General features: G+C 47.1%; 23 protein-coding genes. 16 read left to right on the top strand and 7 right to left on the bottom strand.

The features are described 5' to 3' along the window. The 3 genes from Q9R25_RS04670 (at position 1) to glnA (ending at position 3,184) form a co-directional block, all read left to right on the top strand. Positions 1-1,299: a methionine gamma-lyase family protein gene (locus Q9R25_RS04670; RefSeq protein WP_196430819.1), complete on the top strand. Its 1,299-nt coding sequence runs from the start codon at positions 1-3 to the stop codon at positions 1,297-1,299. 92 nt (positions 1,300-1,391) lie between these two features. Next, positions 1,392-1,796, top strand: a complete 405-nt coding sequence (locus Q9R25_RS04665; RefSeq protein WP_031423479.1) for a MerR family transcriptional regulator — start codon at positions 1,392-1,394, stop codon at positions 1,794-1,796. Between the two features lie 47 nt (positions 1,797-1,843). Then, positions 1,844-3,184, top strand: a complete 1,341-nt coding sequence (gene glnA, locus Q9R25_RS04660) for a type I glutamate--ammonia ligase (protein ID WP_047795243.1) — start codon at positions 1,844-1,846, stop codon at positions 3,182-3,184. 89 nt (positions 3,185-3,273) lie between these two features. Here the strand turns inward: glnA and Q9R25_RS04655 are convergent, their stop codons facing one another. From Q9R25_RS04655 to lexA, 3 genes are all read right to left on the bottom strand, one after another. Beyond that, positions 3,274-4,149, bottom strand: coding sequence for an AraC family transcriptional regulator (locus Q9R25_RS04655; RefSeq protein WP_214781344.1), 876 nt, complete (start codon positions 4,147-4,149; stop codon positions 3,274-3,276). Between the two features lie 191 nt (positions 4,150-4,340). Next, a complete protein-coding gene (locus Q9R25_RS04650) occupies positions 4,341-4,781 on the bottom strand; it encodes a metal-binding protein (RefSeq protein WP_031423485.1) in 441 nt (146 codons plus the stop codon). Continuing rightward, positions 4,781-5,401: a transcriptional repressor LexA gene (gene lexA, locus Q9R25_RS04645; protein WP_031423487.1), complete on the bottom strand. Its 621-nt coding sequence runs from the start codon at positions 5,399-5,401 to the stop codon at positions 4,781-4,783. The genes Q9R25_RS04650 and lexA overlap by 1 nt, the downstream gene beginning before the upstream one ends. 203 nt (positions 5,402-5,604) lie before the next feature. Between lexA and Q9R25_RS04640 the strand changes: the two genes are divergently transcribed. The 7 genes from Q9R25_RS04640 (at position 5,605) to Q9R25_RS04610 (ending at position 13,034) form a co-directional block, all read left to right on the top strand. Further along, positions 5,605-5,841, top strand: coding sequence for a hypothetical protein (locus Q9R25_RS04640; protein ID WP_074036863.1), 237 nt, complete (start codon positions 5,605-5,607; stop codon positions 5,839-5,841). A gap of 71 nt (positions 5,842-5,912) precedes the next feature. Continuing rightward, positions 5,913-6,557: a YneB family resolvase-like protein gene (locus tag Q9R25_RS04635; RefSeq protein WP_031423490.1), complete on the top strand. Its 645-nt coding sequence runs from the start codon at positions 5,913-5,915 to the stop codon at positions 6,555-6,557. 60 nt (positions 6,558-6,617) lie between these two features. Then, positions 6,618-6,851, top strand: a complete 234-nt coding sequence (locus tag Q9R25_RS04630) for a DUF896 domain-containing protein (protein ID WP_196430815.1) — start codon at positions 6,618-6,620, stop codon at positions 6,849-6,851. A gap of 199 nt (positions 6,852-7,050) precedes the next feature. Continuing rightward, positions 7,051-9,042: a transketolase gene (gene tkt, locus Q9R25_RS04625; protein ID WP_074036867.1), complete on the top strand. Its 1,992-nt coding sequence runs from the start codon at positions 7,051-7,053 to the stop codon at positions 9,040-9,042. Between the two features lie 125 nt (positions 9,043-9,167). After that, complete coding sequence (locus Q9R25_RS04620; RefSeq protein ID WP_012726454.1) at positions 9,168-9,401, top strand: YneF family protein; 234 nt, start codon at positions 9,168-9,170, stop codon at positions 9,399-9,401. A 125-nt stretch (positions 9,402-9,526) separates the two neighbouring features. Further along, positions 9,527-11,281, top strand: coding sequence for an ABC transporter transmembrane domain-containing protein (locus Q9R25_RS04615; protein ID WP_031423496.1), 1,755 nt, complete (start codon positions 9,527-9,529; stop codon positions 11,279-11,281). Beyond that, positions 11,271-13,034, top strand: coding sequence for an ABC transporter ATP-binding protein (locus Q9R25_RS04610; protein WP_159562399.1), 1,764 nt, complete (start codon positions 11,271-11,273; stop codon positions 13,032-13,034). Before Q9R25_RS04615 ends, Q9R25_RS04610 begins: the two co-directional genes overlap by 11 nt. 76 nt (positions 13,035-13,110) lie before the next feature. Here Q9R25_RS04610 and Q9R25_RS04605 read toward each other — a convergent pair whose 3' ends face one another. Continuing rightward, the gene (locus Q9R25_RS04605) at positions 13,111-13,293 is read right to left on the bottom strand and encodes an aspartyl-phosphate phosphatase Spo0E family protein (RefSeq protein ID WP_012726451.1); all 183 of its coding nucleotides are present in this window, start codon (positions 13,291-13,293) and stop codon (positions 13,111-13,113) included. Positions 13,294-13,481: 188 nt separating this feature from the next. Between Q9R25_RS04605 and Q9R25_RS04600 the strand changes: the two genes are divergently transcribed. Beyond that, the gene (locus Q9R25_RS04600) at positions 13,482-14,180 is read left to right on the top strand and encodes a cytochrome c biogenesis CcdA family protein (RefSeq protein ID WP_012726450.1); all 699 of its coding nucleotides are present in this window, start codon (positions 13,482-13,484) and stop codon (positions 14,178-14,180) included. 19 nt (positions 14,181-14,199) lie between these two features. Further along, entirely contained in the window at positions 14,200-14,652 is a 453-nt protein-coding gene (locus tag Q9R25_RS04595) for a CcdC family protein (RefSeq protein WP_031423499.1), read from the top strand. Positions 14,653-14,685: 33 nt separating this feature from the next. Here the strand turns inward: Q9R25_RS04595 and Q9R25_RS04590 are convergent, their stop codons facing one another. The 3 genes from Q9R25_RS04590 to Q9R25_RS04580 form a co-directional block, all read right to left on the bottom strand. After that, positions 14,686-16,245, bottom strand: coding sequence for a solute symporter family protein (locus Q9R25_RS04590; protein ID WP_031423500.1), 1,560 nt, complete (start codon positions 16,243-16,245; stop codon positions 14,686-14,688). Continuing rightward, positions 16,242-16,577 (bottom strand): DUF485 domain-containing protein, encoded by a 336-nt coding sequence (locus Q9R25_RS04585; RefSeq protein ID WP_311282863.1) that lies wholly within the window; start codon positions 16,575-16,577, stop codon positions 16,242-16,244. The genes Q9R25_RS04590 and Q9R25_RS04585 overlap by 4 nt, the downstream gene beginning before the upstream one ends. A gap of 255 nt (positions 16,578-16,832) precedes the next feature. After that, on the bottom strand, positions 16,833-17,264 hold the full coding sequence (locus Q9R25_RS04580; protein WP_031423504.1) for a DUF2621 domain-containing protein: 432 nt from the start codon (positions 17,262-17,264) through the stop codon (positions 16,833-16,835). Between the two features lie 178 nt (positions 17,265-17,442). Here Q9R25_RS04580 and Q9R25_RS04575 point away from each other — a divergent pair, with 178 nt between their 5' ends. The 4 genes from Q9R25_RS04575 to Q9R25_RS04560 all read left to right on the top strand — a co-directional run bounded on the left by Q9R25_RS04575 (position 17,443) and on the right by Q9R25_RS04560 (position 24,249). Next, the gene (locus tag Q9R25_RS04575; RefSeq protein WP_214690820.1) at positions 17,443-19,041 is read left to right on the top strand and encodes a peptide chain release factor 3; all 1,599 of its coding nucleotides are present in this window, start codon (positions 17,443-17,445) and stop codon (positions 19,039-19,041) included. 195 nt (positions 19,042-19,236) lie between these two features. After that, positions 19,237-21,951: an aconitate hydratase AcnA gene (gene acnA / locus Q9R25_RS04570; protein WP_012726444.1), complete on the top strand. Its 2,715-nt coding sequence runs from the start codon at positions 19,237-19,239 to the stop codon at positions 21,949-21,951. Positions 21,952-22,064: 113 nt separating this feature from the next. Then, positions 22,065-22,556 (top strand): DUF3939 domain-containing protein, encoded by a 492-nt coding sequence (locus Q9R25_RS04565; protein WP_311282862.1) that lies wholly within the window; start codon positions 22,065-22,067, stop codon positions 22,554-22,556. A gap of 127 nt (positions 22,557-22,683) precedes the next feature. Next, complete coding sequence (locus Q9R25_RS04560; protein ID WP_012726442.1) at positions 22,684-24,249, top strand: BCCT family transporter; 1,566 nt, start codon at positions 22,684-22,686, stop codon at positions 24,247-24,249. Positions 24,250-24,310: the final 61 nt, after the last annotated feature.

Below are 24,310 nucleotides of genomic sequence, written 5' to 3'. Positions count from 1 at the left end.
ATGTGGCAAGAAAAGATTGAACATTATGATGCGCTCGCGCCGTTCGTAAAAAAAGCGGAGGCACGGGTCAAACCGTTTTTCGAAAGGATTGACGAGACGGCCGAATTCAACCAGTATCGCGTCCTAGAATCGTTTAAAAAGCATAAAGTGTCGGATTTTCATTTTAATCCGACGACGGGATATGGATATGACGATATCGGTCGAGACACCCTCGAGTCGATTTATGCGGATGTGTTTGGAGCCGAGCTCGCGCTATGTCGACCACAAATCATCTCCGGTACCCATGCAATCGGGATTGCCTTGTTTGGTGTCCTTCTACCAGGTGATGAGCTTCTCTATATCACAGGGAAGCCGTATGACACGCTTGAGGAGATTGTCGGCATTCGTGGCGATGGTCGCGGTTCGTTAAAAGAACTCGGTGTCCATTACGATACTGTCGAATTAAAAGAGGAACGTGAAATCGACATCGACCGCGTCCTCGAACGGATTCGTCCTGAGACGAAACTCGTTGGGATTCAGCGATCGAAAGGGTATGCGAATCGTCGCAGTATTCCAGTCGATGAAATCAAAGTGGCCATCGAACGGATTAAAGCGGAACATCCGCATGTGTATGTGTTCGTGGACAATTGTTACGGTGAGTTTGTCGAGACGATCGAACCGACGCACGTCGGGGCTGACTTGATGGCTGGTTCTCTCATCAAAAACCCAGGCGGTGGATTGGCGAAGACGGGCGGTTATATCGCTGGTACGAAAGAGTTAATTGAACGGTGTTCGTTCCGTATGACGACCCCAGGTATCGGAAGTGAAGCCGGACCTTCACTCTACTCGCTTCAAGAGATGTATCAAGGCTTCTATATGGCACCTCATACAGTCGCACAAGCATTAAAAGGGGCCCATTTGACGGCAAGTCTATTGTCTTTGATCGGATTCGAGACAGATCCCCACTATACGACTCTACGAACGGACTTGATTCAGTCGGTGACGTTCCGTGACCGCGACAAGATGATTGCGTTTTGTCAGAGCATCCAAATGGCATCGCCGGTCAATGCCCATGCGTTACCGGTGCCGGCCTATATGCCGGGTTATGAAGATGACGTCATCATGGCAGCTGGGACGTTCATTCAGGGTTCTTCCATCGAGCTGTCTGCCGATGGTCCGCTTCGGGCACCGTACACGGCGTACGTTCAAGGTGGTCTGACGTATGCTCACGTAAAAGTCGCGCTCATGTTGGCGTTGAGCCAATTACACGGTAAAGGATTGGTCGAATTCAATGACCAAAATCAGCCGACACATTTGTAACTAATCTGTCATGTTAACTTTCTTAACATCTATTGACAGGATTGTTGTCATATATTATTCTCACATTGTGAGACAGAAAAGGAGGGGTAAGGATGGCCGATCAATTTCGTCGCTCCAACCCGTTGTTTCCGATTGGAATCGTCCAAGATTTGACGCAACTGACAGGTAGACAGATTCGGTATTACGAAGAACAGGGTCTGATTTCGCCTAGTCGGACGGAATCGAAACGACGACTTTATTCCTTTAATGATGTCGAACGTCTACTCGCAATCAAGGATTACATTGATCAAGGCTTTAACTTGGCGGCGATTCGCCACATGTTAGAGCAAGAAGGTGAAAAAGAAGCGGAAGCATCTGCTCCGGCCGCACCGGTCAGTGAAGCACCGAAGGTTTCGGAAAAAGAGTTACATCATTTGTTGAAAACACAGCTTCAAGAAGCCGGTCGTTTCAATAAGACGTCGCTCATTCAAGGTGAGCTTTCACGTTTCTATCGATAACGCCGCACACATCAACCATTACGCAATGTGAGAGGGGACATTTTACCATGGCCAGAAAAACGTTCACAAAAGAAGACATTAAACGCATCGCACAAGAGGAAGACGTACGCTTTATTCGTCTTCAATTCACGGACATCCTCGGAACAATCAAAAACGTCGAGGTGCCGATCAGCCAATTGGACAAAGCACTTGATAACAAGATGATGTTTGACGGATCGTCAATCGAAGGATTCGTCCGCATCGAGGAATCAGACATGTACTTGTATCCAGACCTCAACACGTGGGTTGTCTTCCCGTGGACAGATGGCAGCGGAAAAGTTGCTCGCTTAATTTGCGATATTTATAACCCAGACGGTACACCATTCAGCGGTGACCCGCGCGGTACACTCAAGCGTAACCTTGAGAAGATGCAAAAACTTGGTTTCACAGCGTTCAACGTTGGACCAGAGCCAGAGTTCTTCTTGTTCAAAAAAGACGCATCAGGTCGTCCGACTCTTGAACTCAACGACCAAGGTGGATACTTCGACTTGGCACCAGTTGACCTCGGTGAGAACTGCCGTAAAGAGATCGTCATCGAACTTGAAAACATGGGCTTTGAAATCGAAGCATCACACCACGAAGTAGCACCAGGACAACACGAAATCGATTTCAAATACGCAGATGCTGTCACGACGGCAGATAACATCCAAACGTTCAAACTCGTCGTTAAGACGATCGCAGCGAAGTATGGTCTTCACGCGACATTCATGCCGAAACCGCTCTTCGGGGTAAACGGTTCAGGGATGCATGCGAACATGTCACTCTTCAAAGGCGACACAAACGTCTTCTACGATCCAAACGGCGACATGGAACTTTCAGATACAGCTCGCGCGTTCACAGCCGGTATCTTGGAGCACGCTCGTGCCTTCACGGCAGTATGTAACCCGACTGTCAACTCATACAAGCGTCTCGTACCAGGCTACGAAGCACCTTGCTATGTTGCATGGAGCGCACGTAACCGTTCGCCACTCGTACGTGTACCAGCGGCACGTGGTCTCTCGACTCGTATCGAAGTACGTTCGGTTGACCCAGCGGCGAACCCGTACCTTGCACTTGCTGCCCTCTTGGCTTCAGGTCTTGACGGGATCGAAAAAGATTTGAATGCACCTAAACCAATCGATAGCAACATCTACGTGATGGACAAGCCAGAGCGTGTAGCAAACGGAATCGACGATCTCCCAGCGACACTCTTCGACGCACTCGAAGTCCTTCGTGCGGACAAAGTTGTGATGGACTCACTTGGTGAGCATATCGGCGAACACTTCCTCGAGTTGAAAGAAATCGAGTGGGATATGTTCCGTATGCAAGTAACAGAGTGGGAACGCGATCAGTACATGACGCTCTACTAAATAGAAGAGATATATAAAAGAGTATGGAGCATCCCTCAATTTGGGATGCTCCATACTCTTTTTGATAAATCATAATAGCGGAGATATCTTTATGATTCCGGCTCTTCTCTAACCTTCACAGGGACCCAAACCTCGCTATATACGTTGTCATATCCTGTTTCTATTTTGCTAAATGAAATGCTTGGCAAGTCTTGAAGTGCGTATCCCGAAGAAGGTAACCATTCTGCATAGGTTCTTGCCATCGTCTCTTGTAGAGTGTTTGGGAATGGTCCAGTGTTCGGGAAGATTGCCCATAAACTTTTTGGGATTGAGATCACTTCGAGATCGTCATACTTAATTTCTCTTGTCGTGGCGAAACCGATCATATGTGTCAAATAACCTTCTTCTTCTAAGTGACCGTCATCAAAATTGAACGATGCGTTCAAGGCACGATGCGGATATAAATTGCCCAATTCATGCATGTGAGCCCGTTGCTCTTCCGTAATCGACTTCGCTAGTTCCATGATTTCTTCGTTGACTCCCTCGAATTGAATAGGGACACGCTTTGAAACTCCAACGATTTGAAAAGCTTCTTTCTCTTCTAACTTGAACTCCATTGATGTTCCTCCTTTTATATCGATATAAAACGTGAAGCGAGGGAACGACTTTTGAATGTGATTCTTCATGACTTCAGAAGGCAAATGACCAGACCAATCTCGAAACGCTCTGGAAAACCCTTCGACCGATTGATATCCATAGAGATATGCGATTTCTGTTACGCTTGAACCATGAACCAATTTTTCATTTGCGATAGAAAACCGTCGATTTCGTATATAAGTGTGAAGTGTCATTCCTGACATATACGAAAACATCCTCTTAAAATGGTGAGCAGATAGTCCGGTGATTTTTGTGATTTCTGAATCTAAAAGTTCTTCCGTTAAGTGCTGTTCGATAAAGTCCATCAGCTCATTTAATGCTTTTACCATCAAGTTCTCCTCCTTCATAGTTTGACCATATCGGATTTCTTCCAACTCATCTCGATAATTTGCGTGCAGGAAAGATCGGGTCGTATTAGTTTAAGCATTTCATTCATAAAATGGATACCCTATAACACGTTATCATTCCAATTAAAACAAAGGACCACCTTCTGTACTTCACGAAGATGGTCCTTTGTTGGTTAAAACGCTTTTTTGAAAAACGTTGAAGTATAGTCGAGCGTCGTATGGAGTGTCGTCGCAAACACGAGCCCTAAAAAGAAGGACATGCCATGAATGTCGACCCATGAGCGGATTTCCTCTTCGTAAGCCGTGAAGGGCAGAAGCAGCACGAGCGGGAACCCGATATATGCAATCCGAATCACATCACTCAAAGCAGGTAAGTGCGAGAAGAGCGAACGGTGCGGCATGAGCTTTACGTAAGGGAGCCAAATCAGTTTGAGAGGTCCCCATCGATAATAGGCGTCTGATTTCAAATCGAGGTCCGGGGAGAGCCAGAGTGTACCGATGATGGCACCGATGATCAATGAGAACGGAACATCGATTTCAAGAAAAGGCGTGGCAACCGCGAGTGCTCCGGTTGCCACGAGATTCGTACGGGTATGGGTCTTGCCACTAGCCATTAATGAATCGTCCGGTATACACCGATAACCTTCCCTAAAATCGAGACGTTGTCAAAATACATCGCTTCTAACTCGTCGTTCTCCGGTTGAAGGCGGACCTTCGAAGCTTCTTTGTAAATTCGCTTCACGGTCGCTTCGCCTTCTTCCGTCATGGCGACGACAATCTCTCCATTGTCGGCCGTGCTCTGCTGGCGGACGAGCACCCGGTCTCCGTCTAAAATTCCTGCATTGATCATCGAATCCCCAGAGACAGACAACATATATACATTATCTGACCCGACGATATGTGCTGGAAGAGGGAAGTGCTCTTCCACGTTCTCGATGGCGGTGATCGGTGTCCCGGCAGTGACCTTCCCGATGACCGGTACGTACATGACGGACTCTTGCTCTTCCATTGTCGGCATATCTTCAGTCAAAATTTCAATCGCGCGAGGCTTCGTCTTATCTCGACGAATCAATCCACGCTTCTCTAAACGATCTAGATGACCGTGTACGGTCGAACTAGATGCAAGACCGACCGCTTCTCCAATTTCACGAACAGAAGGCGGATAACCTTTTGCCCGTACTTCGTCTTTGATGAAATCAAGAATCTGCTGTTGTCGCGCTGACATTTTTTTCATTATGTTCACCTCGATATAATCGAATAACCTGCAATCGCATCCTATTCTTTATGTGTCTAGTGTAACACAAGAACACATGAGCGTACAAACATTCGTTCGTTTTTTTGTGTTGACCGAACACGGGTTCTTGTTTTATGATGAGAACAGATAAACGAACAAACGTTCTAACGAACATATATTCTTATACAGGAGGCAATGTAATCATGAAAGATACACTCAACGGAATCATTTTAGTCGGGATGCTCTTAGTCGGGATGTTCGCTTTTTATTTGGCTGGTGAAATGCGAGGGGAACCAAAAGTTGTCGATCCGGTCGTCACGTCAGAGCGGACAATCGAAGAAGAGGTTGCGTACGTCGAAGCAGAATCACTCGAAGCACAGATCATGGCAGAGCGTGAAGAGCATAACGAACGAAAAATGAAATGGTATGCCGCTGAGTGATCTTTCTTCATTGCGAATCAATCTTAAACTGTGTATCGTAACAAATGAATGCAATGAAAGGGAGTGGTGCGATGCGGGTCGTCATCTATTGCCGGGTATCGACGAACAAGTCTACCCAAGAGACATCACTCAGTCGGCAAGTCGAAGAATTACAGCAGCTGGCTTCGGGATTAGGGGCCGACGTCATAGATGTCATCACAGAGCAAGAGAGCGGTTATGAAGTCAATCGACAAGGGCTACTTGATTTACTGGACCATGTATCCACTTCTCAGCTCGATGCCGTGCTCGTCACGGACGACAGTCGCTTAGGACGAGGGAATGCTAAGATTGCGATCTTGCATACTTTAATGAAGCATGACGTGCGATTGCTGACGATGCAGTCTACGTCGGACTATGTCGTTTCCGATGCAGAGAAGATGGTATTGGAGATTGTCAGTGTTGTCGAAGAATATCAACGAAAAATTCACAATGCGAAAATCTCGCGTGGGATGCGTCGTGCGGTCGCTAACGGATTTAACCCACAGCGCAACATTCAAAATCATGATCAAGGTGGGCGACATCGAATTGAAGTGCCAATCGAAGAGATTATCCAATTGCGTGAACGTGGCTTGACGTTCGCTGAGATTGCGGCGACGCTACGTGGATTTGGTTATGAGGTCTCGAAGGCAACGGTCAATCGACGATATCTTGAGCACCAGTCGGTTGCTGAAACTTGATTCTTCCTCTCTGATTTTGTAAAGTATAAGAACAAATTCACTAGAGAGGGGGCGAGTCATATGTTAGCACCAGGACAATTGGAGCGAATCAACTTCCTCGCCAACAAAGCGAAGACAGAAGGACTGTCTGAAGAAGAAATGAACGAGCAACAAGACTTGCGTCAAGAATATTTGAAGGCGTTTCGTCAATCGTTCAAATCACAAATGATGGGTATGAAAGTCGTCGATCCAGATGGAAATGACGTTACACCAGAGAAGTTGAAAGAAGATCAAAAGCGCTATCGCGGTGAGTGATACCGAATGCACATCCTATTTCGCATAGGATGTGCATTTTTGTTATACACGAACACGCATCAGACGAACGGATTACATGCTATTTCATGCAATAGAAGGAAACGATTTCATCAAATGTGTTATACTAATTAATTAGTTGTGACACACGATTGAGTATGATAAAATATGACGGGTAGAAAACCTTCTTAACACAGAGAGGATGAAATTAGTGGAAACAACTACTAAAGAATTATTAGCGATTAACTCGATTCGGACGCTCTCAATTGATGCAGTCCAAAAAGCGAACTCTGGTCACCCAGGGATGCCAATGGGCGCTGCCCCGATGGCGTTTACACTTTGGACAGATAAAATGCGTCACAACCCGAAAAACCCGAACTGGTTCAACCGTGACCGTTTCGTGCTCTCAGCGGGTCATGGATCGATGCTCTTGTATTCGCTCCTTCACTTGTCTGGCTATGATTTGTCGATGGACGATTTGAAATCATTCCGTCAAATGGACTCGAAGACACCTGGTCACCCTGAGTACCGCCACACGGCTGGGGTAGATGCGACAACGGGCCCACTTGGACAAGGGATTGCGATGGCTGTCGGGATGGCCATGGCAGAGAAACACTTAGAAGCGACTTACAACCGCGACGAGTTCAACGTCGTTGACCACTACACGTTCGGCATTTGCGGTGACGGAGACTTGATGGAAGGTGTATCTGCGGAGGCGGCTTCCCTCGCAGGTCACTTGAAGCTCGGTAAACTCGTCGTTCTTTACGATTCAAACGATATCTCTCTCGATGGCGACCTTCATAAGTCGTTCTCTGAAAGCGTAGAAGACCGTTTCAACGCTTACGGATGGCAAGTCATTCGTGTCGAAGACGGAACGGACATCGATTCAATTGCAAAAGCGATCGATGCTGCGAAAGCAGAGACGTCGAAGCCGACATTGATCGAAGTCAAGACGGTCATCGGATTCGGTTCACCGAACAAGTCGGGTAAATCGGCATCACACGGTGCGCCACTTGGAGACGCTGAAATCGAATTGACGAAACAGTTCTACAAATGGGAAGGCGAGTCATTCTACGTTCCAAACGAAGTATATGACTTATTCAACGAGAAAGTTGTCGAGCCTGGCGCGAAATATGAGTCAGACTGGAACGAACTCGTTGAAGCGTATAAAGCGGCACACCCTGAGCTCGGAGCACAGTTCGAGCGCGCGATGAACAATGACCTTCCTGAAGGTTGGGATAGCGAGTTGCCGACTTTCGAAATCGGTTCGAAAAAAGCAACACGTCAAACGAGCGGTGAAGTGTTGAACGCAATCGCAAAAGCAGTACCGACACTCTTTGGTGGTTCGGCTGACCTTGCTGGATCGAACAACTCGATGATCAAAGGTGCGGTAGACTTCGATGAAGACCCAGCTGGTCGTAACATCTGGTTCGGTGTTCGTGAGTTCGCGATGGCGGCAGCTGTGAACGGTATGGCCCTTCACGGTGGTGTTCTTCCTTACGGTGCGACGTTCTTCGTCTTCTCGGATTACCTCCGTCCTGCAGTCCGTCTCGCAGCACTTATGGGACTTCCATCGACGTTCATCTTGACGCACGACTCAATCGCAGTCGGTGAAGATGGTCCAACGCACGAGCCGGTCGAACATTTGATGAGCTTCCGCGCGATGCCGAACCTCTCTGTTCTTCGTCCTGCTGACGGCAAAGAAACGATTGCAGCTTGGAAACAAGCGGTGACATCGAAAACGACTCCTTCACTTCTCGTCTTGACTCGTCAAGCGTTACCAGAACTCGAAGGTACATCTATTGAAACGGCAGCAAAAGGAGCTTACGTCGTTGCGGGTGAATCGAAAGATGCAGACGTTCTCTTGCTCGGTACAGGTTCTGAAGTACACGTTCTCGTTGAAGCGCGTGAACAGCTCGCGTCAGAAGGCGTGAAAGCGGCAGTCGTCTCGATGCCATCATGGGAACTCTTCGAAGCGCAATCTGCAGAGTACAAAGAATCTGTCCTTCCATCTTCAGTCACGAAACGTGTATCACTTGAAGCGGGTGCGACACTTGGATGGTACAAATATGTAGGATTCGGTGGTAAGGTACTAGGAATTGACAAGTTCGGAGCATCTGCACCTGGTGACCTTCTCATGAAAGAATACGGCATGTCAGTCGACAACGTCGTCAATGCAGTAAAATCACTTTAATCTCTAGTTAGATTGTTGTGACGGCCAATCGTTTGGCCGTCACTTTTTTTCTGGACGACTAGCGAAGTTGTTCAATTTAGTGTATAGTAAAAAACGATGTTTCATATGGTAGAGGAGGTAAAGCCTTGAGTACATTATTCTGGATTCTTCTTGTCGTGGCAGCACTCATCGGGGGTATCGCGATTGGATTCTTTATCGCGCGTAAATACATGATGAACTACCTTGAACAGAACCCGCCAATCAATGAAGATATGATTCGTACGTTGATGATGCAGATGGGTCAAAAGCCATCACAGAAGAAAGTCAACCAAGTGATGCGCGCCATGAACGTGCAGATGAAAAACGAAAAGAAATCATAATCAATCACGAAAGCACTTCGGTTCCCGAAGTGCTTTTTTGTTTCCTCTTTTTGTTAGACAATCGAACAAACTTTCGCTACGATTAATGAATAATCTTCATCTAAAGACAAAGGGGGGCGTTTCACATTCGTGTATTCAAACAATTATCTTGGTTTTTGCGTCTTGAGTGGAAGACGTACGCGCTCGGCATCGTCTTACTGATCTTCGTGGCTGGTCTAGAACTGATTCCACCACGCATCATCGGACGGATTGTCGATGAGATTAACCGTGGTTCGCTTTCGTCCGACACACTCTGGCTGTTATTAGGGGGACTTGCTGCTGTTGGGATTGGAAATTATGTCGCCCGCTTCTTTTGGCGCTATTTTATCTTCGGCGCATCGATTCGTCTAGGAAGAATGCTTCGTAGCCAACTATATCGGCATTTCACAGATCTTGATCAGCGATTTTATAAAAAGTCACGGGTCGGTGATTTGATGGCCCATGCGACAAATGATGTACAAGCCGTATCGATGACGGCCGGTGCGGGGATTTTAACACTCGTCGATAGCGTGACACTTGGGACGTTCGTCATCATCACGATGATTACAACAATCAGCTGGAAATTGACGCTCGTCGCCTTACTACCGTTACCAATCATGGTCGCTTTGACAACGCGATATGGAAAGATGTTACATAGCCGATTCGGGGTCGCCCAAGCGGCATTTTCAGAATTGAATGACAAAGTGCAGGAAAGCGTCAGTGGCGTCCGTGTCTTAAAGTCGACGGGGGAAGTCGATCGGGATGTGGAATCGTTTGAGAACTTATCGAGTGAAGTCATGGCGAAAAACGTACGAGTCGCGAAGATTGATGCCTTATACGACCCGACCATCTTCGGAATTGTCGGATTGTCTTATATCCTTTCGGTCGGGTATGGAGCCGTCTTGATTGAACAAGGCGAATTGACGATTGGACAGATTGTCAGCTTCACAGCTTATTTGGCACTGTTGACATGGCCGATGTTAGCCTTTGGATGGTTGTTCAATATCGTGGAGCGTGGACGCGCGTCTTACGACCGAATTGAGCGAATGCTCGCCGTCAAACCTGAGATTCAAGACGACCGCATGGCTGCGACGACCCTTTCTCATTCAGAGGTGGAGGTCGATATTCGAAACTTCGCCTATGATGAGACCGTTGTGCTCCACAATGTCCATTTTCGGATTGAACGTGGAAAAACAATCGGGATTGTCGGCAGAACAGGTGCAGGGAAGACGACGATTGTCCGTCTATTGACGCGTGAGTATGATGTGAAAGATGGAAAGATTAAAATCGGTGGGATCAACATCCGCCAAGTGAAAAAATCACTTCTGATGGATAAAATTGCGGTCGTTCCACAAGATCATTTCTTGTTCTCGGATTCGATTGCGAACAATATCGCGTTCGGAAGGCCTGAAGCGAGCATGGAAGAAATCATCGAAGCAGCTAAGGTTGCTGAGGTGCATGAAGATATTGTCCGTCTTCCGGAAGGATATGCGACACTCGTCGGTGAACGTGGAGTCACATTATCAGGAGGACAAAAACAACGGATTTCCATCGCGCGGGCGCTCATGACAGCGGCGGATGTATTGATATTAGATGATGCGCTATCTGCGGTCGATGCGAAAACGGAAGAGTCGATTATCGAGCATTTTCGAGTCGGTAATCCAGATCAGGCGCGCGTCATTGTCGCACATCGTCTTTCGGCTGTAGAACACGCTGACGAGATTCTCGTGATTGAGGACGGAAACATCATTCAAAGAGGTCGCCATGAGGCATTGCTTCAAGAGACGGGCTGGTATCGTGAGACATATGATCGTCAGCAACTTGAAGCGATTGTAGAAGGGGGGGGACACGATGAAACATGATGTCCAAGAATGGCAAGTCATCAAGCGCCTGCTCAGTTACGCGAAACGGTACGGAAAACCGCTAAGTGTTGCCTTCGTATTTCTCTTGATTGCGACAGGTGCAAAGTTGGCAGGACCGTTTCTAATCAAAGTGTTTATCGATGAATTCGTCACACCAGGTGTCTACCCGACGAACTGGGTCATCGCTCTTTTTGCTGTCTATATGGTGCTTCATTTGTCGGCGATTGTATTTGACTATCTGCAATCCATATCTTTTCAAAAAATCGCCTTAAAAATTGTGCAAAACATTCGGATGGACATCTTCCGTCACGTTATGGGGATGCGACTTGCCTACTTTGACCGCACACCAGCGGGAGTCCTTGTATCGCGTATCACGAATGATACGGAGGCCGTAAAAGAGCTCTATGTCGGGGTGATGAGTACGTTCGTTCAGTCTGCCGTTCAGTTGATTGGGACGTATATCTTCCTCTACATCTTGGAGCCCCCGCTCGCAACGATGGGACTCATCTTGTTGCCTCTCTTCTGGCTTATTATTTGGGCGTATCGTCGTTTCTCGACGAAATATTTCGCGCAAGTGCGGGATTTGTTGTCACAACTCAACGCCCAGTTGAACGAATCCATCAATGGGATGGGCATCATTCAACAATTTCGTCAAGAAGAGCGTCTCATTCGTCAGTTCGAAGAGACGAACGAAGCGCATCAGGAGGCACGATATCGGAACTTAAAACTCGATAGCATGTTACTCCGCCCGATTATCGAATTGCTTCTCGCCTTCTCCATCATCGGTCTGCTCGGTTATTACGGGGTACTCTCGATGAGTGAACAAGTTCAAGTAGGGGTCGTGTATGCTTTCATCAGCTATATTGAACGTATTTTCCGTCCCGTGCTTGATATCATGCAACGATTAAGCGAATTTCAACAAGCCGTCGTATCAGCCGACCGTGTCTTCAAAATTTTAGATACGGATGAGCCGGCTCCAGGTAAACAGATGCCTGGTGAAGCACGAATCACTGATGGGGAAGTTCGGTTCGAAAATGTGACATTCAGTTACGACGGAGAAGTTGACGTGTTGAAACAGATTTCTTTCGTTGCTAAACCAGGTGAGACGGTTGCGCTCGTTGGTCATACTGGGAGCGGTAAGAGTTCAATCATCAATTTGTTGACACGTTTTTATCCATATGAATCTGGTCGCATCACGATTGATGGGCAACCGCTCGAACAGTTCGAGGAGCAAGAGCTTCGTCAACAAGTCGGGCTTGTCCTACAAGACCCATTCTTATTTACGGGAACAATCGAAGAGAATTTGAAGCTGTTCAATCCAGTCATCGATTCTGAGCGCGCGCGTGAAGCTGCTGAATTCGTCCAAGCGCATACATTCATTGAAAAGTTGGACGCTGGCTATGGCCATGTCGTCGGAGAGCGTGGAGCGACGTTCTCAAGCGGGGAGCGTCAATTGCTCGCATTTGCCCGTACGGTCGCACGTAATCCAAAAGTGCTTATTCTCGATGAAGCGACGAGCTCGATCGATACCGAAACAGAGGAGCGTGTACAAACCGCGCTCGATCGGATGCGTCGCGGTCGGACGACAATCGCAATCGCCCACCGCCTGTCGACGATTCAAGATGCAGATTTAATTTTGGTCTTGCATCGTGGTGAAATCGTGGAACGTGGCAATCATCAACAGTTATTGAAACAAGACGGACTGTACAAAAAGATGTATGAACTGCAATCCGGACAACGTCTGATGTCTTGATTTGGAAAGGATACCTATTCAGGTGTCCTTTTTCCATGGAAAAAGCTCGTCACACAAGGTGACGAGCCGTCAAGTTTCAAGAATGAAGTTGCTCTTTATTATGCTTTGATAGGACATGACGAGTGATTAGAGAGTCAAGTTCTTGGCTTACTGAAATGACTTCGGGTGAGGTCCAAGAATGCTTTGACGCGATTTTATACAGTTCATCACGTTTTTGTTCAATGGCCTGGTGTAGTGTATCTGCTGCGGTGACTGCCACGTTCGTTCCCCCATCATGTAAATTAGAATTTTGTGAACTGGAATATCCAAATCTTAGCACCTCCGTTTACAGATGACAAGTTTCATTTCCATTTCAAAAATTACAAAATGATGTTGCGGTTTGAAAGAAAAGATTCGAGCAATTTAAATAGGATTTCGCTATAATGGTCGTGAAAGGTGGAAATCGTCATGGAAGTCACATTATGGCTCGCATTTGGGGCGGGCGTCTTATCGTTCTTGTCACCATGTACGCTCCCGTTGTATCCGGTCTTTCTCTCGTATATTACTGGGGTTTCCGTATCTGAGTTAAAAAATGAAGGATTAAAACAGCGTACAGCTTGGTTCCACACATTTTCGTTCTTATTCGGTTTTTCGATTGTCTTTCTCGTACTAGGATTGTCGACTTCATTGATTGCAGACGTCTTCATCCAATATAAGGACAGTCTACGCATGTTCGGCGCCATTTTGATTTTCGTGTTCGGCGTCTTTTTGGCGGGCCTATGGCAACCGCAATTTATGATGCGTGAAAAGAAAATGGATATCGGCGAACGAAAGAGCGGTTATTTTGGAACCGTTTTAATTGGTATTGGATTTGCGGCAGGCTGGACACCGTGCACAGGTCCAATTTTAGCTGGTGTGATCGCACTAGCCGCCACGAACCCGAGTCAAGGACTCGGCTATATGTTGGCGTATGTCATCGGGTTTGCAATTCCATTTTTGGTAATGGTCGCATTCGTTGGCAAGATCAAGTACTTAGCACGCAACAGTGCAAAAGTAGCAAAAGTCGGAGGCTATTTGATGATGGCGTTCGGCGTACTATTATATTTTGACGGAATGAATCGGTTCGCTGCATGGATGAGCGAGCTTGTCGGATTCACCGGATTTTAAGGGGTTGACCGAGATGTCAATGTTATGGGGGTCGACTCTCGTCGCGTTGTTAATGGGTATCGTAGCGAGCTTTGTTCGTGTAAAAGCATCGGCAAAGCCGACGAATGCGAAGAAAATTTTAATTCCACCACTTGCGATGACGACCGGGATGATTCAGTTTTTGATTCCCGCGTTTCGCTTATCATGGGTCGAAGTGGCTGAGGCCCTTGCGGTCGGACTCATCTTCAGTCTGTTTTTGATTAAGACATCCAATTTTGAAAAACGGGACGGCGAAGTGTATCTCTCACGATCGAAAGCATTTTTTGTGGTCGTGTTCGCACTCCTTGCCATCCGTACAGCAATGAAGGTTTGGGTCGGTCATGAGGTCGATCTATTCTCTACAGGCGGATTGTTCTATTTGATTGCTTGGGGGATGATTGTCCCGTGGCGAATCGCCATGTATCAAAAATATAAACGAATCGCAATCACGTAAAAATGGAGTGGCGTTGAGCCACTCCATTTTTATTTAATCTGCTTTCGTAGCGGCGACTTCTGTCTCCGCGTCGATTCCGGTGTTCGCCTTGACGAGTACGCGTTCATAGTTGCCAGCAACTTCATCTGATTTCGTGACCAGTGTACCAATCACGGCAGCGATGAAACCAAGGGGGATTGATACAATCCCGGGATTGGATAGCGGGAAAAGGGCTTCACCGAGAAAAATGGCCGAACCGTCCGGAGCCCACAGGTTCGGACTGAGTGCGACTAGAATCAGTGAGGAGAACAAGCCGACGACCATTCCCCAAATGGCGCCACCTGTATTGAAGCGTCTCCAGAAAATCGTAAAGAGGATAACAGGTAAGTTCGCACTCGCCGCAACGGCGAAAGCGAGCGAGACAAGAAATGCAACGTTCATCGACTGGGCGAAAAAGGCTAGTCCCATTGAGACGAGGGCGACCGCAACTGAAGCGATTCGCGCGGCTTTCACTTGTTCAGTTTCTGTCGCTTCCCCTTTACGAATGATATGTCCGTAGAAGTCATGGGCGAAGGCGGAAGCAGCTGACAGTACGAGTCCAGCGACAACGGCAAGAATTGTCGCGAACGCGATTGCGGCAACGAAAGCGAACAAGAGGTCACCACCGAGCACTTGCGCGAGAAGAGGGGCCGCCATGTTGCCGGCAGGGTTTGCGGCGAGAATGGCATCACGTCCGACGAATGCTGCGGCACCGAAACCTAGGAAAATGGTCAAGATATAAAATGCACCGATGATCCATGTCGCATAGACGACGGATTGCCGAGCAGTCGGTGCATCTTTGACGGTGAAGAAGCGAATCAGAATATGAGGGAGCCCTGCCGTACCGAGCACGAGCGCCATGTTTAATGAAATGGTATCGAGCGGTAGCTTGAACTTGTTCCCAGGGTTCAAGAAGTCACTTCCGAGTGGGGTCGCTTTGCTGACTTCATTAAACATCGTCGTGACGGAGAAATCAAAACGAGCGAACACGAGAAATGAAATGATTGCCGTCCCAATCATCAGAAGTACGGCTTTTGTGATTTGTACCCAAGAAGTGGCCGTCATGCCACCGAAAACGACGTAGACTGTCATTAAGATTCCGACGACGACGACACTTGTCGTATAAGGGATTCCGAGTAACAGTTCAATCAAAGCACCCGCTCCGACGAGTTGCGCAATCATGTAAAAAATGGAGATGACAATCGCATTCATCGCTGCGACACCACGTACGCGAGGCTTGTTAAAACGTGCCGCAATCATGTCTGCCATCGTATATTTCCCAAGATTTCGCAATGGTTCGGCGACGAGATAGAGGACAACGAGATAGGCAACGAGGAAACCGATTGAATAGAAAAACCCATCGAATCCCGCAAGCGCAATCATACCTGCAATTCCGAGAAACGATGCGGCAGACATATAGTCGCCTGCAATGGCAAGACCGTTTTGAAATCCGGTCAATCCACCGTCTGCCGTATAAAAATCGCTGGCAGTTTTTGTTTTTCTTGCTGCAAAGTATGTAATCACTAGCGTGAGTCCGACAATGGCGATAAAGAGGGCGATTGCGGTCCAATTCATGATCTCACCTCGTCTTTCAATTGTTCGACGAGTGCGTCAAAGCGACGGGCACGTCGACTATAAAGTACACAAAGTGTCCAGGTCATAATGAACTGGGAAAAGGCGAACGCCCAAGCCCAAGTGATGTCCCCGTCCCCGATGAGTGGTGTATTCAAGATCGTCGTATAGCTCGTCAGAATCGGGAGTGTGAAATAAAAGATGAGTGAGAAGATGATAGCTGGAACGATGAAGCGATTTTTTTCCCGCATTAACCGATGAAATGTCTCATGTTCGGTAATCATGTGGGCAGATTGATGGCTTGTCGCTTGTGAAACTTGTGTTACATCATGCATAATAGACCCTCCTTGACTGTAAGATAAATCCATTATGCGTTGTGAAAAACAATTCAGTCATTCCTTTTTTTCGTGTCGAAATGAAAGACGTTATATTAATATTGGTCATACCAATTTACTGTAAGCGTTTTCAATATTGTCTAATTCGTGAACGTTATTTCGATGTAATATAAAGCTCGAGAAAAGGTACTTTTGACCCATTAGGCGAATCGCACAATTCGACAAATAAAAAACTCTATCTGAATGAGATAGAGTCTACTGCTGAAAATAGTGTTCATATGGCGTCCAATCAATCTGTTCTTCGGTTAGCGCTTTCTTTAAGAACTTGTGATCGCGCTTCGGCGTTGCGGCGATGTAACCCTTTACCACAAGTTCGGTCGTCATTTTTTTTGCACGCGATTCAAGCGCGAATTGACCGATTTTACCTGCGATTTTTCGGATCGCGACGTCGCGGAACAACTCGGGTACCGGTGTGACGAGACGATCTAATAGCGTCCGCGTCTCCGGAGTCCAGAGATGACGCGTTCTTTCTATATAATCATCTTCGATGTCAAGTAGGGAACGTCCATCTTCTTTTGGCATTCGTTTTAAAAACTTACGAAACATGAAGTACCCGCCAATCGTCATGAGTCCAATCATGACGAATCCCCAGAATACAATGAAATACATCATCAAGTTTTCTGGCATCGTCTTTCCCCCGTTCTATACATTCACTTGCTTTCATCGTTAGTATACAAAAAAGAATCCATTTGCAAAAGGCGTACGTCCCATTAGGATAGACGAACCGAATTGATTTCGTTAGAATAGATAGCGTTGCTACGAGAATAAGCATGAACTGAGACGAGAAAGGAAAGGTCTATCCTATATGAGCCAATTGAAACAGGAAGTCGAGAGACGTCGGATATTCGGCATTATCTCTCACCCGGATGCGGGGAAAACAACATTAACAGAAAAATTACTTTTGCACGGTGGTGCGATTCGCGAGGCAGGTACGGTCAAGGCGCGCAAAAACTCAAAACACGCAAAATCTGACTGGATGGAAATCGAGAAACAACGTGGGATCTCGGTCACATCGTCTGTCATGCAATTCATCTATCAAGACAAGGTTGTATCGATCATGGATACACCAGGACACAACGACTTCGGTGAAGACACGTATCGCGTGTTGACATCAGTCGATAGCGCGGTCATGGTCATTGATGCTGCGAAAGGGATTGAAACACAGACGAAAAAACTATTCCAAGTTTGTCGGATGCGTGGGATTCCAATCTTCACATTTATGAACAAGTTGGATCGTCAGGCAAAAGATCCGCTTGAATTGATGGAAGAGCTCGAAGAAGTGTTAGGCATGCCTTCTGTCGCGATTACATGGCCAATCGGAAGTGGAATGCAGTTTGAAGGTGTCTACGACCGAATGAAAAATGAGGTCCACTTGTTCCGTGGGGAGAAGTCGACACTTCAACTGGGTGAGGACGGAGTGAACGATCCGATTCTCGCCGATCATTTGTCGGAAGAGAACTTGATGAACCTCCGCGATGAGATCGACCTTCTCGATGGAGCGGGGAACGAGATTGATGTCGAGGCGATCCAGAGCGGTAAATTGACACCGGTATTTTTCGGAACAGCGCTCGTCGACTTTGGGGTGACTGCGTTCTTGAATCACTATTTAGAGATGTCTCCGGCTCCTGAGGCACGTAAGTCGAACGTCGGTCCAATCAATCCGACATCAGAAGACTTCAGTGGATTCGTCTTCAAGATTCAGGCGAACATGAATCCGGCACACCGCGATCGCATCGCCTTTGTACGCATCTGTTCAGGTGTGTTTGAGCGTGGGATGGATGTGACGCTCACTCGTACTGGGAAAAAGATAAAATTGAGCCAATCGACACAATTGATGGCGAACGATCGAGAAACAGTCGACCAAGCGTTTGCTGGTGATGTCATCGGGATCTATGATTCTGGGACGTATCAAATTGGAGATACCATCACCACATCGAAGCAGAAGATTGCGTTTGAGGCGCTGCCAACTTTCCCACCGGAATTGTTCATGCGCGTTTCGCCGGTCAACTCGCTCAAGTCGAAACACTTCCACAAAGGGGTAGAACAGCTTGCGCAAGAAGGGGCGATTCAAGTGTATCGCAACGAATATAACGAGATTTATCTTGGCGCGGTCGGACAACTTCAATTCGAGGTATTCGAATATCGTTTAAACAATGAATATGGCGTCGATATTCGAATGGAACCAGTCTCATATAGCGTTGCTCGTTGGGTCAAAGATAAAGAGTTGAAGGCATTGAAACCGTTCCAAGATTCACGGAACATGCTCGTTACAGACCGTTGGGAACGTCCGGTCTTCCTGTTCGCGAACGAGTTCACATATGAACGGTTCGCTGAGCGTCACGCAGATGACTTGACGCTTGTTGAGGCACTTGACGTCAACGAAGAGATCGGTACGGAAGAATAAGATGTAAACACCTCGTTTCTGAGGTGTTTTTTTGTTGTGAAGTAAGTCGTTTTAGTTTTGATAAGTTTTACTTATGACTAATTTGTGACGGAATGTATTTTACGTCACGCTATACTTGTATTATGATAAATATGTGAAAAGTAAGCGATTACGCATTGTCGTGTGGTCGGCGCTTTCAAAAAGGGGGAAATTGCAATGGAACAGACGAATGTTTTAGACGCCTTCGCATCTCGGACAAAGTTCGAAGCGAACGGGCAATCGTATGATTTTTATCGTTTGAAAAAATTGGAAGAAGAAGGATTGACGGACATCAGCCGTCTTCCGTATTCGATTCGCGTTCTTCTTGAATCGGTTCTCCGTCAACAAGACGGGCGTGCCATCACGAAAGAACATGTCGAGAACTTGGCAAAATGGGGCACTGCCGACGTCTCGAAAGACATTGACGTACCGTTCAAACCGGCACGTGTCGTACTTCAAGACTTCACGGGTGTACCGACGGTCGTAGACCTTGCTTCACTTCGTAAAGCGATGGCAGACCTCGGTGGAGACCCGAACAAAATCAACCCAGAAATTCCTGTCGATCTCGTCGTCGACCACTCAGTTCAAGTAGATGCATATGGTTTCGCTGGCGCATTGATGAAAAACATGGACATCGAATTTGAACGTAACGAAGAACGTTATAAGTTCTTACGTTGGGCTCAGACGGCATTTGACAACTATCGTGCCGTACCACCTGCAACGGGGATTGTTCACCAAGTAAACTTGGAGTACTTGGCATCTGTCGTCCTCGAGAAGAATGATGCAGAAGGTACAGTTGCTTATCCAGACTCACTCGTCGGAACGGATTCGCACACAACGATGATCAACGGACTCGGTGTTCTTGGCTGGGGTGTCGGCGGAATCGAGGCGGAAGCAAGCATGCTCGGTCAACCATCATACTTCCCAGTGCCAGACGTCGTCGGTGTCAAAATCATCGGTGAAGTAAACCCTGGTGTGACAGCGACAGATGTGGCGCTCGTCGTGACAGAGATGCTCCGTCATGAAAAAGTTGTCGGGAAATTCGTTGAATTCTTCGGACCGTCGCTCCACACGATGCCACTTTCAGACCGTGCGACGATTGCAAACATGGCGCCTGAATATGGTGCGACATGTGGATTCTTCCCGGTCGATACGGAAACATTGAACTACATGCGTACGACTGGTCGCTCTGAAGAGTTGATTTCACTCGTCGAAGAATACTCTAAAGCGAATGATCTCTTCTATACACCAGATCAAGCTGACCCAACGTTCACAAAAGTGTTGACACTCGACTTGTCGAAAGTCCAGCCTTCACTTGCGGGTCCGAAACGTCCACAAGACCGAATCAACCTCTCAGACGTTCAAACATCGTTCATCGATAGCTTGAGTGCTCCTGCAGGAAACAGTGGCTTCGGACTTGACCGTTCTGAACTCGACAAAACGGCGACAGTCAAGTACGAGGACGGCGCAGTCGACATGAGTACGGGAGATGTTGCGATTGCAGCCATCACAAGCTGTACGAACACGTCGAACCCATACGTCATGGTCGGTGCTGGACTCGTTGCGAAGAAAGCCGTTGAACGTGGCTTAACCGTTCCGAAATACGTGAAGACATCACTCGCACCAGGTTCGAAAGTCGTAACGGACTACTTGGATAAGGCTGGTTTGACTTCTTACTTGGACGAACTTGGCTTCAACACGGTCGGATACGGTTGTACGACATGTATCGGAAACTCTGGTCCGCTTGACCGTGAAGTCGAAGATACGATCACAGAAAACGACTTGCTCGTGTCGTCAGTCCTCTCTGGTAACCGTAACTTTGAAGGGCGCGTTCACCCGCTCGTGAAGGCAAACTTCTTGGCATCACCACCGCTCGTCGTCGCTTACGCTCTTGCCGGGTCAGTCAACTTCGACATTATGAATGATTCGTTCGGTACAGACAAAGATGGAAATGAAGTATACTTCAAAGACATCTGGCCATCAAACGATGAAATCAAAATGGTTGTCCAAGACGTCGTATCACCAGAAGCATTCCGTAAAGAGTACGAAACGGTCTTCACTGGTAACGAGCGTTGGAACGCACTCGATGTTCCGGAAGGAAACTTGTATGACTTCTCAGATGAGTCGACATACATCCAAAACCCACCGTTCTTCGAACAACTCGAACCAGAAGCGGGCGAGGTTCATGCATTGAATGGCTTACGTGTCATCGGGAAGTTTGCGGATTCGGTTACGACCGACCACATCTCGCCAGCTGGATCATTCTCGAAGACGACACCAGCCGGTCAATACCTCCTTTCTAAAGGGGTAGAGCCAATCGACTTCAACTCATATGGTTCTCGCCGTGGTAACCATGAAGTCATGATGCGTGGTACGTTCGCAAACATTCGTATCCGCAACCAAGTTGCTCCAGGAACTGAAGGTGGCTTCACGACGTACTGGCCAACAGGTGAGATCATGCCAATGTACGATGCGGCCATGAAGTACAAGGAACAGGGAACAGGTCTTGTTGTCCTTGCAGGAAATGATTACGGAATGGGATCATCTCGTGACTGGGCAGCGAAAGGGACGAATCTTCTCGGCATCCGTGCGGTCATCGCACAAAGTTTCGAGCGGATTCACCGTTCGAACCTTGTCATGATGGGTGTGCTCCCGCTTCAGTTCTTAGACGGTGAATCGGCTGAATCACTCGGATTGACTGGTGAAGAAGCAATTGATATTCAAGTCGATGAGTCTGTACGTCCGCGCGATATTTTGAACGCAAAAGCGACACATGAAAACGGAACGGTGACAGAGTTCAAAGTCATCGCTCGTTTCGACTCTGAAGTTGAAATTGATTACTACCGTCACGGTGGAATCCTGCAAATGGTTCTCCGTAACAAATTGAAATAAGTGCTAGTCCATGACCTTCCTTTGAAAAAAGGAAGGTTTTTTTCATGAATATGCAATTTTAAGGTGAAAGTTTTAAAAGATTCGGGAACAGGAAGACAGGGAGGGGTGCGCTTATGGATAAGAAAGAGAAGCCCGGAAAGAGTTGGTGGAAACGATTGACGCAACAAAAAGAGGTGGAACCGGATCGAGAAATTGATATCACCCTTTCAGAATTGCGTCATGCGATTCACGAATATGAACAGACACTGCCAAAAGGTGTGAATCGCACCGTCCTACTGGATGACTCGCAAGAAATCGACACCAAACGCTTGAAACATCACCTTTCGGGAATCCCGAAACAACGTTTCTTCATGTCAAAAGAGACGTTTCATATCGTACCGGAAGATGAACGCGACGTCATTTATGAAATGGATCAAGTGCAACGGGCACTCGATCTGTATATGGACCAGGAGAAGAAATTACCGTTACAAAAATTTCAGAACGCGCTTCAACTCGATTTGACCTGTTTACGAGAGGGGGGTTATTTAAAAACGTTGCCAAAAAGACCTTACTATGTGGTCGATGAAACATTGATTGTTTCACTGGAGCCCAAAGAAACAACTTGATGACAAGACACCTATCTATTGGACGGTAAACAACACATTTATGTACACATAGGGTTGTGACTTGTTTCAAAAGTATGTTAGGGTGGAAAACGTATATGAAAATAGAAAATTAAATAGGAGTGATTTTATGGAACGAAAAAGCCGTGTGACGACCGTATTCGTCGTATCTGCAATCATAACTGGCTTATTTACGATTTGGGGACTTTTCCCCGAGAGTTTATTAGGTAATGCCAGTCTATTAAACGTGACGAGTACGTTACAAGGCTGGCTCTCAAACGGGATGGGTTGGTTCTATCTCTTGAGCGCCACCGGGTTTTTACTGGTTGCCATCTTTTTAATCTTTTCAAGATATGGTTCGATTCGACTTGGAAAGGATACAGATCGTCCAGAATTTAGTTATTTATCATGGTTTGCCATGTTATTCAGTGCCGGGATGGGAATTGGACTCATCTTCTGGGGAGCGGCTGAACCGTTGCTCCACTTCCACTCACCACCATTCGCTTCCCCTACACCTGAAGGAGATGCACGGACTGCTATGCGTTATGCATTTTTCCATTGGGGCCTCCATCCATGGGCGATTTACGCAATGATTGCGCTCGCCATCGCATATTCGACGTTTAGAAAAGGTCGTCCCGCGACGATTGGGGAGACAATCGGTTCGCTCGTCCATAACCGCTACGAACAACCCGTGAAGCAAACGGTCGATATCCTTGCGGTCATTGCGACTGCATTCGGGGTAGCGACTTCACTTGGTTTTGGTGCTCAGCAAATTGCCGGTGGCCTTCATTACCTCATCCCTGGGGTACCGAACGCTTTCGTGACACAGTTGATCATCATTGCCGTCGTAACGGTGCTCTACATGATCAGTGCTTCGACAGGTCTTGACAAAGGAATTCGAATCTTAAGTAATACGAATATATTCTTGGCAATTGTCCTACTTGTAGCGACGATGTTTGCGGGACCGACAGCTTTCATTTTCGACTTGTTCACACAAACAGTCGGAACTTATTTGCAGCAGCTCCCGAGCATGAGTTTCCGTACAGCCGCATTTGAACCCGTTGAACGTGAATGGGTGAACGGTTGGACCATCTTCTACTGGGCTTGGTGGATTTCTTGGTCACCATTCGTCGGAACGTTTATCGCACGTGTATCGAAAGGGCGTACGATTCGGGAATTTATCATCGGAATCTTACTTGTCCCGACATCATTCGGATTATTATGGTTCTCCGTCTTCGGCGGTTCGGCCATCTGGGCTGATTTGTTCGGAGGATATAGCTTAATTGATCAAGTAAACGAAATCGGTACTGAAGTCGGGCTGTTCGCACTGTTTGAAACGTTCGGTGGTTTTGGGACGCTTCTCAGTGTAATCGCCATCTTCTTGATTTCGACATTCTTTATTACATCGGCCGACTCTGCGACATACGTCCTCGGTATGCTTACATCGAACGGGAAGCTTATCCCGCCGATGGGGATTAAAATGACTTGGGGAATCATCCAATCATCAATCGCAGCCGTATTGTTGTATGCTGGTGGATTAGATGCTCTACAAGCTGTTGCGATTCTCGCAGCCTTCCCATTCATCTTCGTGCTCATCTTTATGATGATTGCCTTATTCAAGGATCTTACCGACGAACCGGATGAACGAGATAAATGGCTAGAGATGCAAAAGAAAGATGAAGATAAACTAGGTTAATTCGAAAGGGTCTCAGATGAGGCCCTTTTTCGGTCAAAAATATTTTGCTTGTCCTTCTCGC

The organism is Exiguobacterium sp. BG5(2022) (assembly GCF_031844365.1).
Lineage (GTDB): Bacteria > Bacillota > Bacilli > Exiguobacteriales > Exiguobacteriaceae > Exiguobacterium > Exiguobacterium profundum.
This window is presented reverse-complemented; position numbering and strand designations above follow the sequence as displayed.

Excerpts from the sequence above, each read along its gene's own strand:
- tkt (WP_074036867.1), top strand. The coding sequence starts at position 7,051 with ATGAAATTAGTGGAAACAACTACTAAAGAATTATTAGCGATTAACTCG.
- Q9R25_RS04610 (WP_159562399.1), top strand. The coding sequence starts at position 11,271 with ATGAAACATGATGTCCAAGAATGGCAAGTCATCAAGCGCCTGCTCAGT.
- Q9R25_RS04630 (WP_196430815.1), top strand. The coding sequence starts at position 6,618 with ATGTTAGCACCAGGACAATTGGAGCGAATCAACTTCCTCGCCAACAAA.
- Q9R25_RS04580 (WP_031423504.1), bottom strand. The coding sequence starts at position 17,264 with ATGCCAGAAAACTTGATGATGTATTTCATTGTATTCTGGGGATTCGTC.
- glnA (WP_047795243.1), top strand. The coding sequence starts at position 1,844 with ATGGCCAGAAAAACGTTCACAAAAGAAGACATTAAACGCATCGCACAA.
- Q9R25_RS04640 (WP_074036863.1), top strand. The coding sequence starts at position 5,605 with ATGAAAGATACACTCAACGGAATCATTTTAGTCGGGATGCTCTTAGTC.
- Q9R25_RS04585 (WP_311282863.1), bottom strand. The coding sequence starts at position 16,577 with ATGCATGATGTAACACAAGTTTCACAAGCGACAAGCCATCAATCTGCC.
- Q9R25_RS04560 (WP_012726442.1), top strand. The coding sequence starts at position 22,684 with ATGGAACGAAAAAGCCGTGTGACGACCGTATTCGTCGTATCTGCAATC.
- Q9R25_RS04575 (WP_214690820.1), top strand. The coding sequence starts at position 17,443 with ATGAGCCAATTGAAACAGGAAGTCGAGAGACGTCGGATATTCGGCATT.
- Q9R25_RS04670 (WP_196430819.1), top strand. The coding sequence starts at position 1 with ATGTGGCAAGAAAAGATTGAACATTATGATGCGCTCGCGCCGTTCGTA.
- Q9R25_RS04635 (WP_031423490.1), top strand. The coding sequence starts at position 5,913 with ATGCGGGTCGTCATCTATTGCCGGGTATCGACGAACAAGTCTACCCAA.
- Q9R25_RS04665 (WP_031423479.1), top strand. The coding sequence starts at position 1,392 with ATGGCCGATCAATTTCGTCGCTCCAACCCGTTGTTTCCGATTGGAATC.
- Q9R25_RS04650 (WP_031423485.1), bottom strand. The coding sequence starts at position 4,781 with ATGGCTAGTGGCAAGACCCATACCCGTACGAATCTCGTGGCAACCGGA.
- Q9R25_RS04600 (WP_012726450.1), top strand. The coding sequence starts at position 13,482 with ATGGAAGTCACATTATGGCTCGCATTTGGGGCGGGCGTCTTATCGTTC.
- Q9R25_RS04590 (WP_031423500.1), bottom strand. The coding sequence starts at position 16,245 with ATGAATTGGACCGCAATCGCCCTCTTTATCGCCATTGTCGGACTCACG.
- Q9R25_RS04655 (WP_214781344.1), bottom strand. The coding sequence starts at position 4,149 with ATGGTAAAAGCATTAAATGAGCTGATGGACTTTATCGAACAGCACTTA.
- lexA (WP_031423487.1), bottom strand. The coding sequence starts at position 5,401 with ATGAAAAAAATGTCAGCGCGACAACAGCAGATTCTTGATTTCATCAAA.
- Q9R25_RS04595 (WP_031423499.1), top strand. The coding sequence starts at position 14,200 with ATGTTATGGGGGTCGACTCTCGTCGCGTTGTTAATGGGTATCGTAGCG.
- Q9R25_RS04565 (WP_311282862.1), top strand. The coding sequence starts at position 22,065 with ATGGATAAGAAAGAGAAGCCCGGAAAGAGTTGGTGGAAACGATTGACG.
- acnA (WP_012726444.1), top strand. The coding sequence starts at position 19,237 with ATGGAACAGACGAATGTTTTAGACGCCTTCGCATCTCGGACAAAGTTC.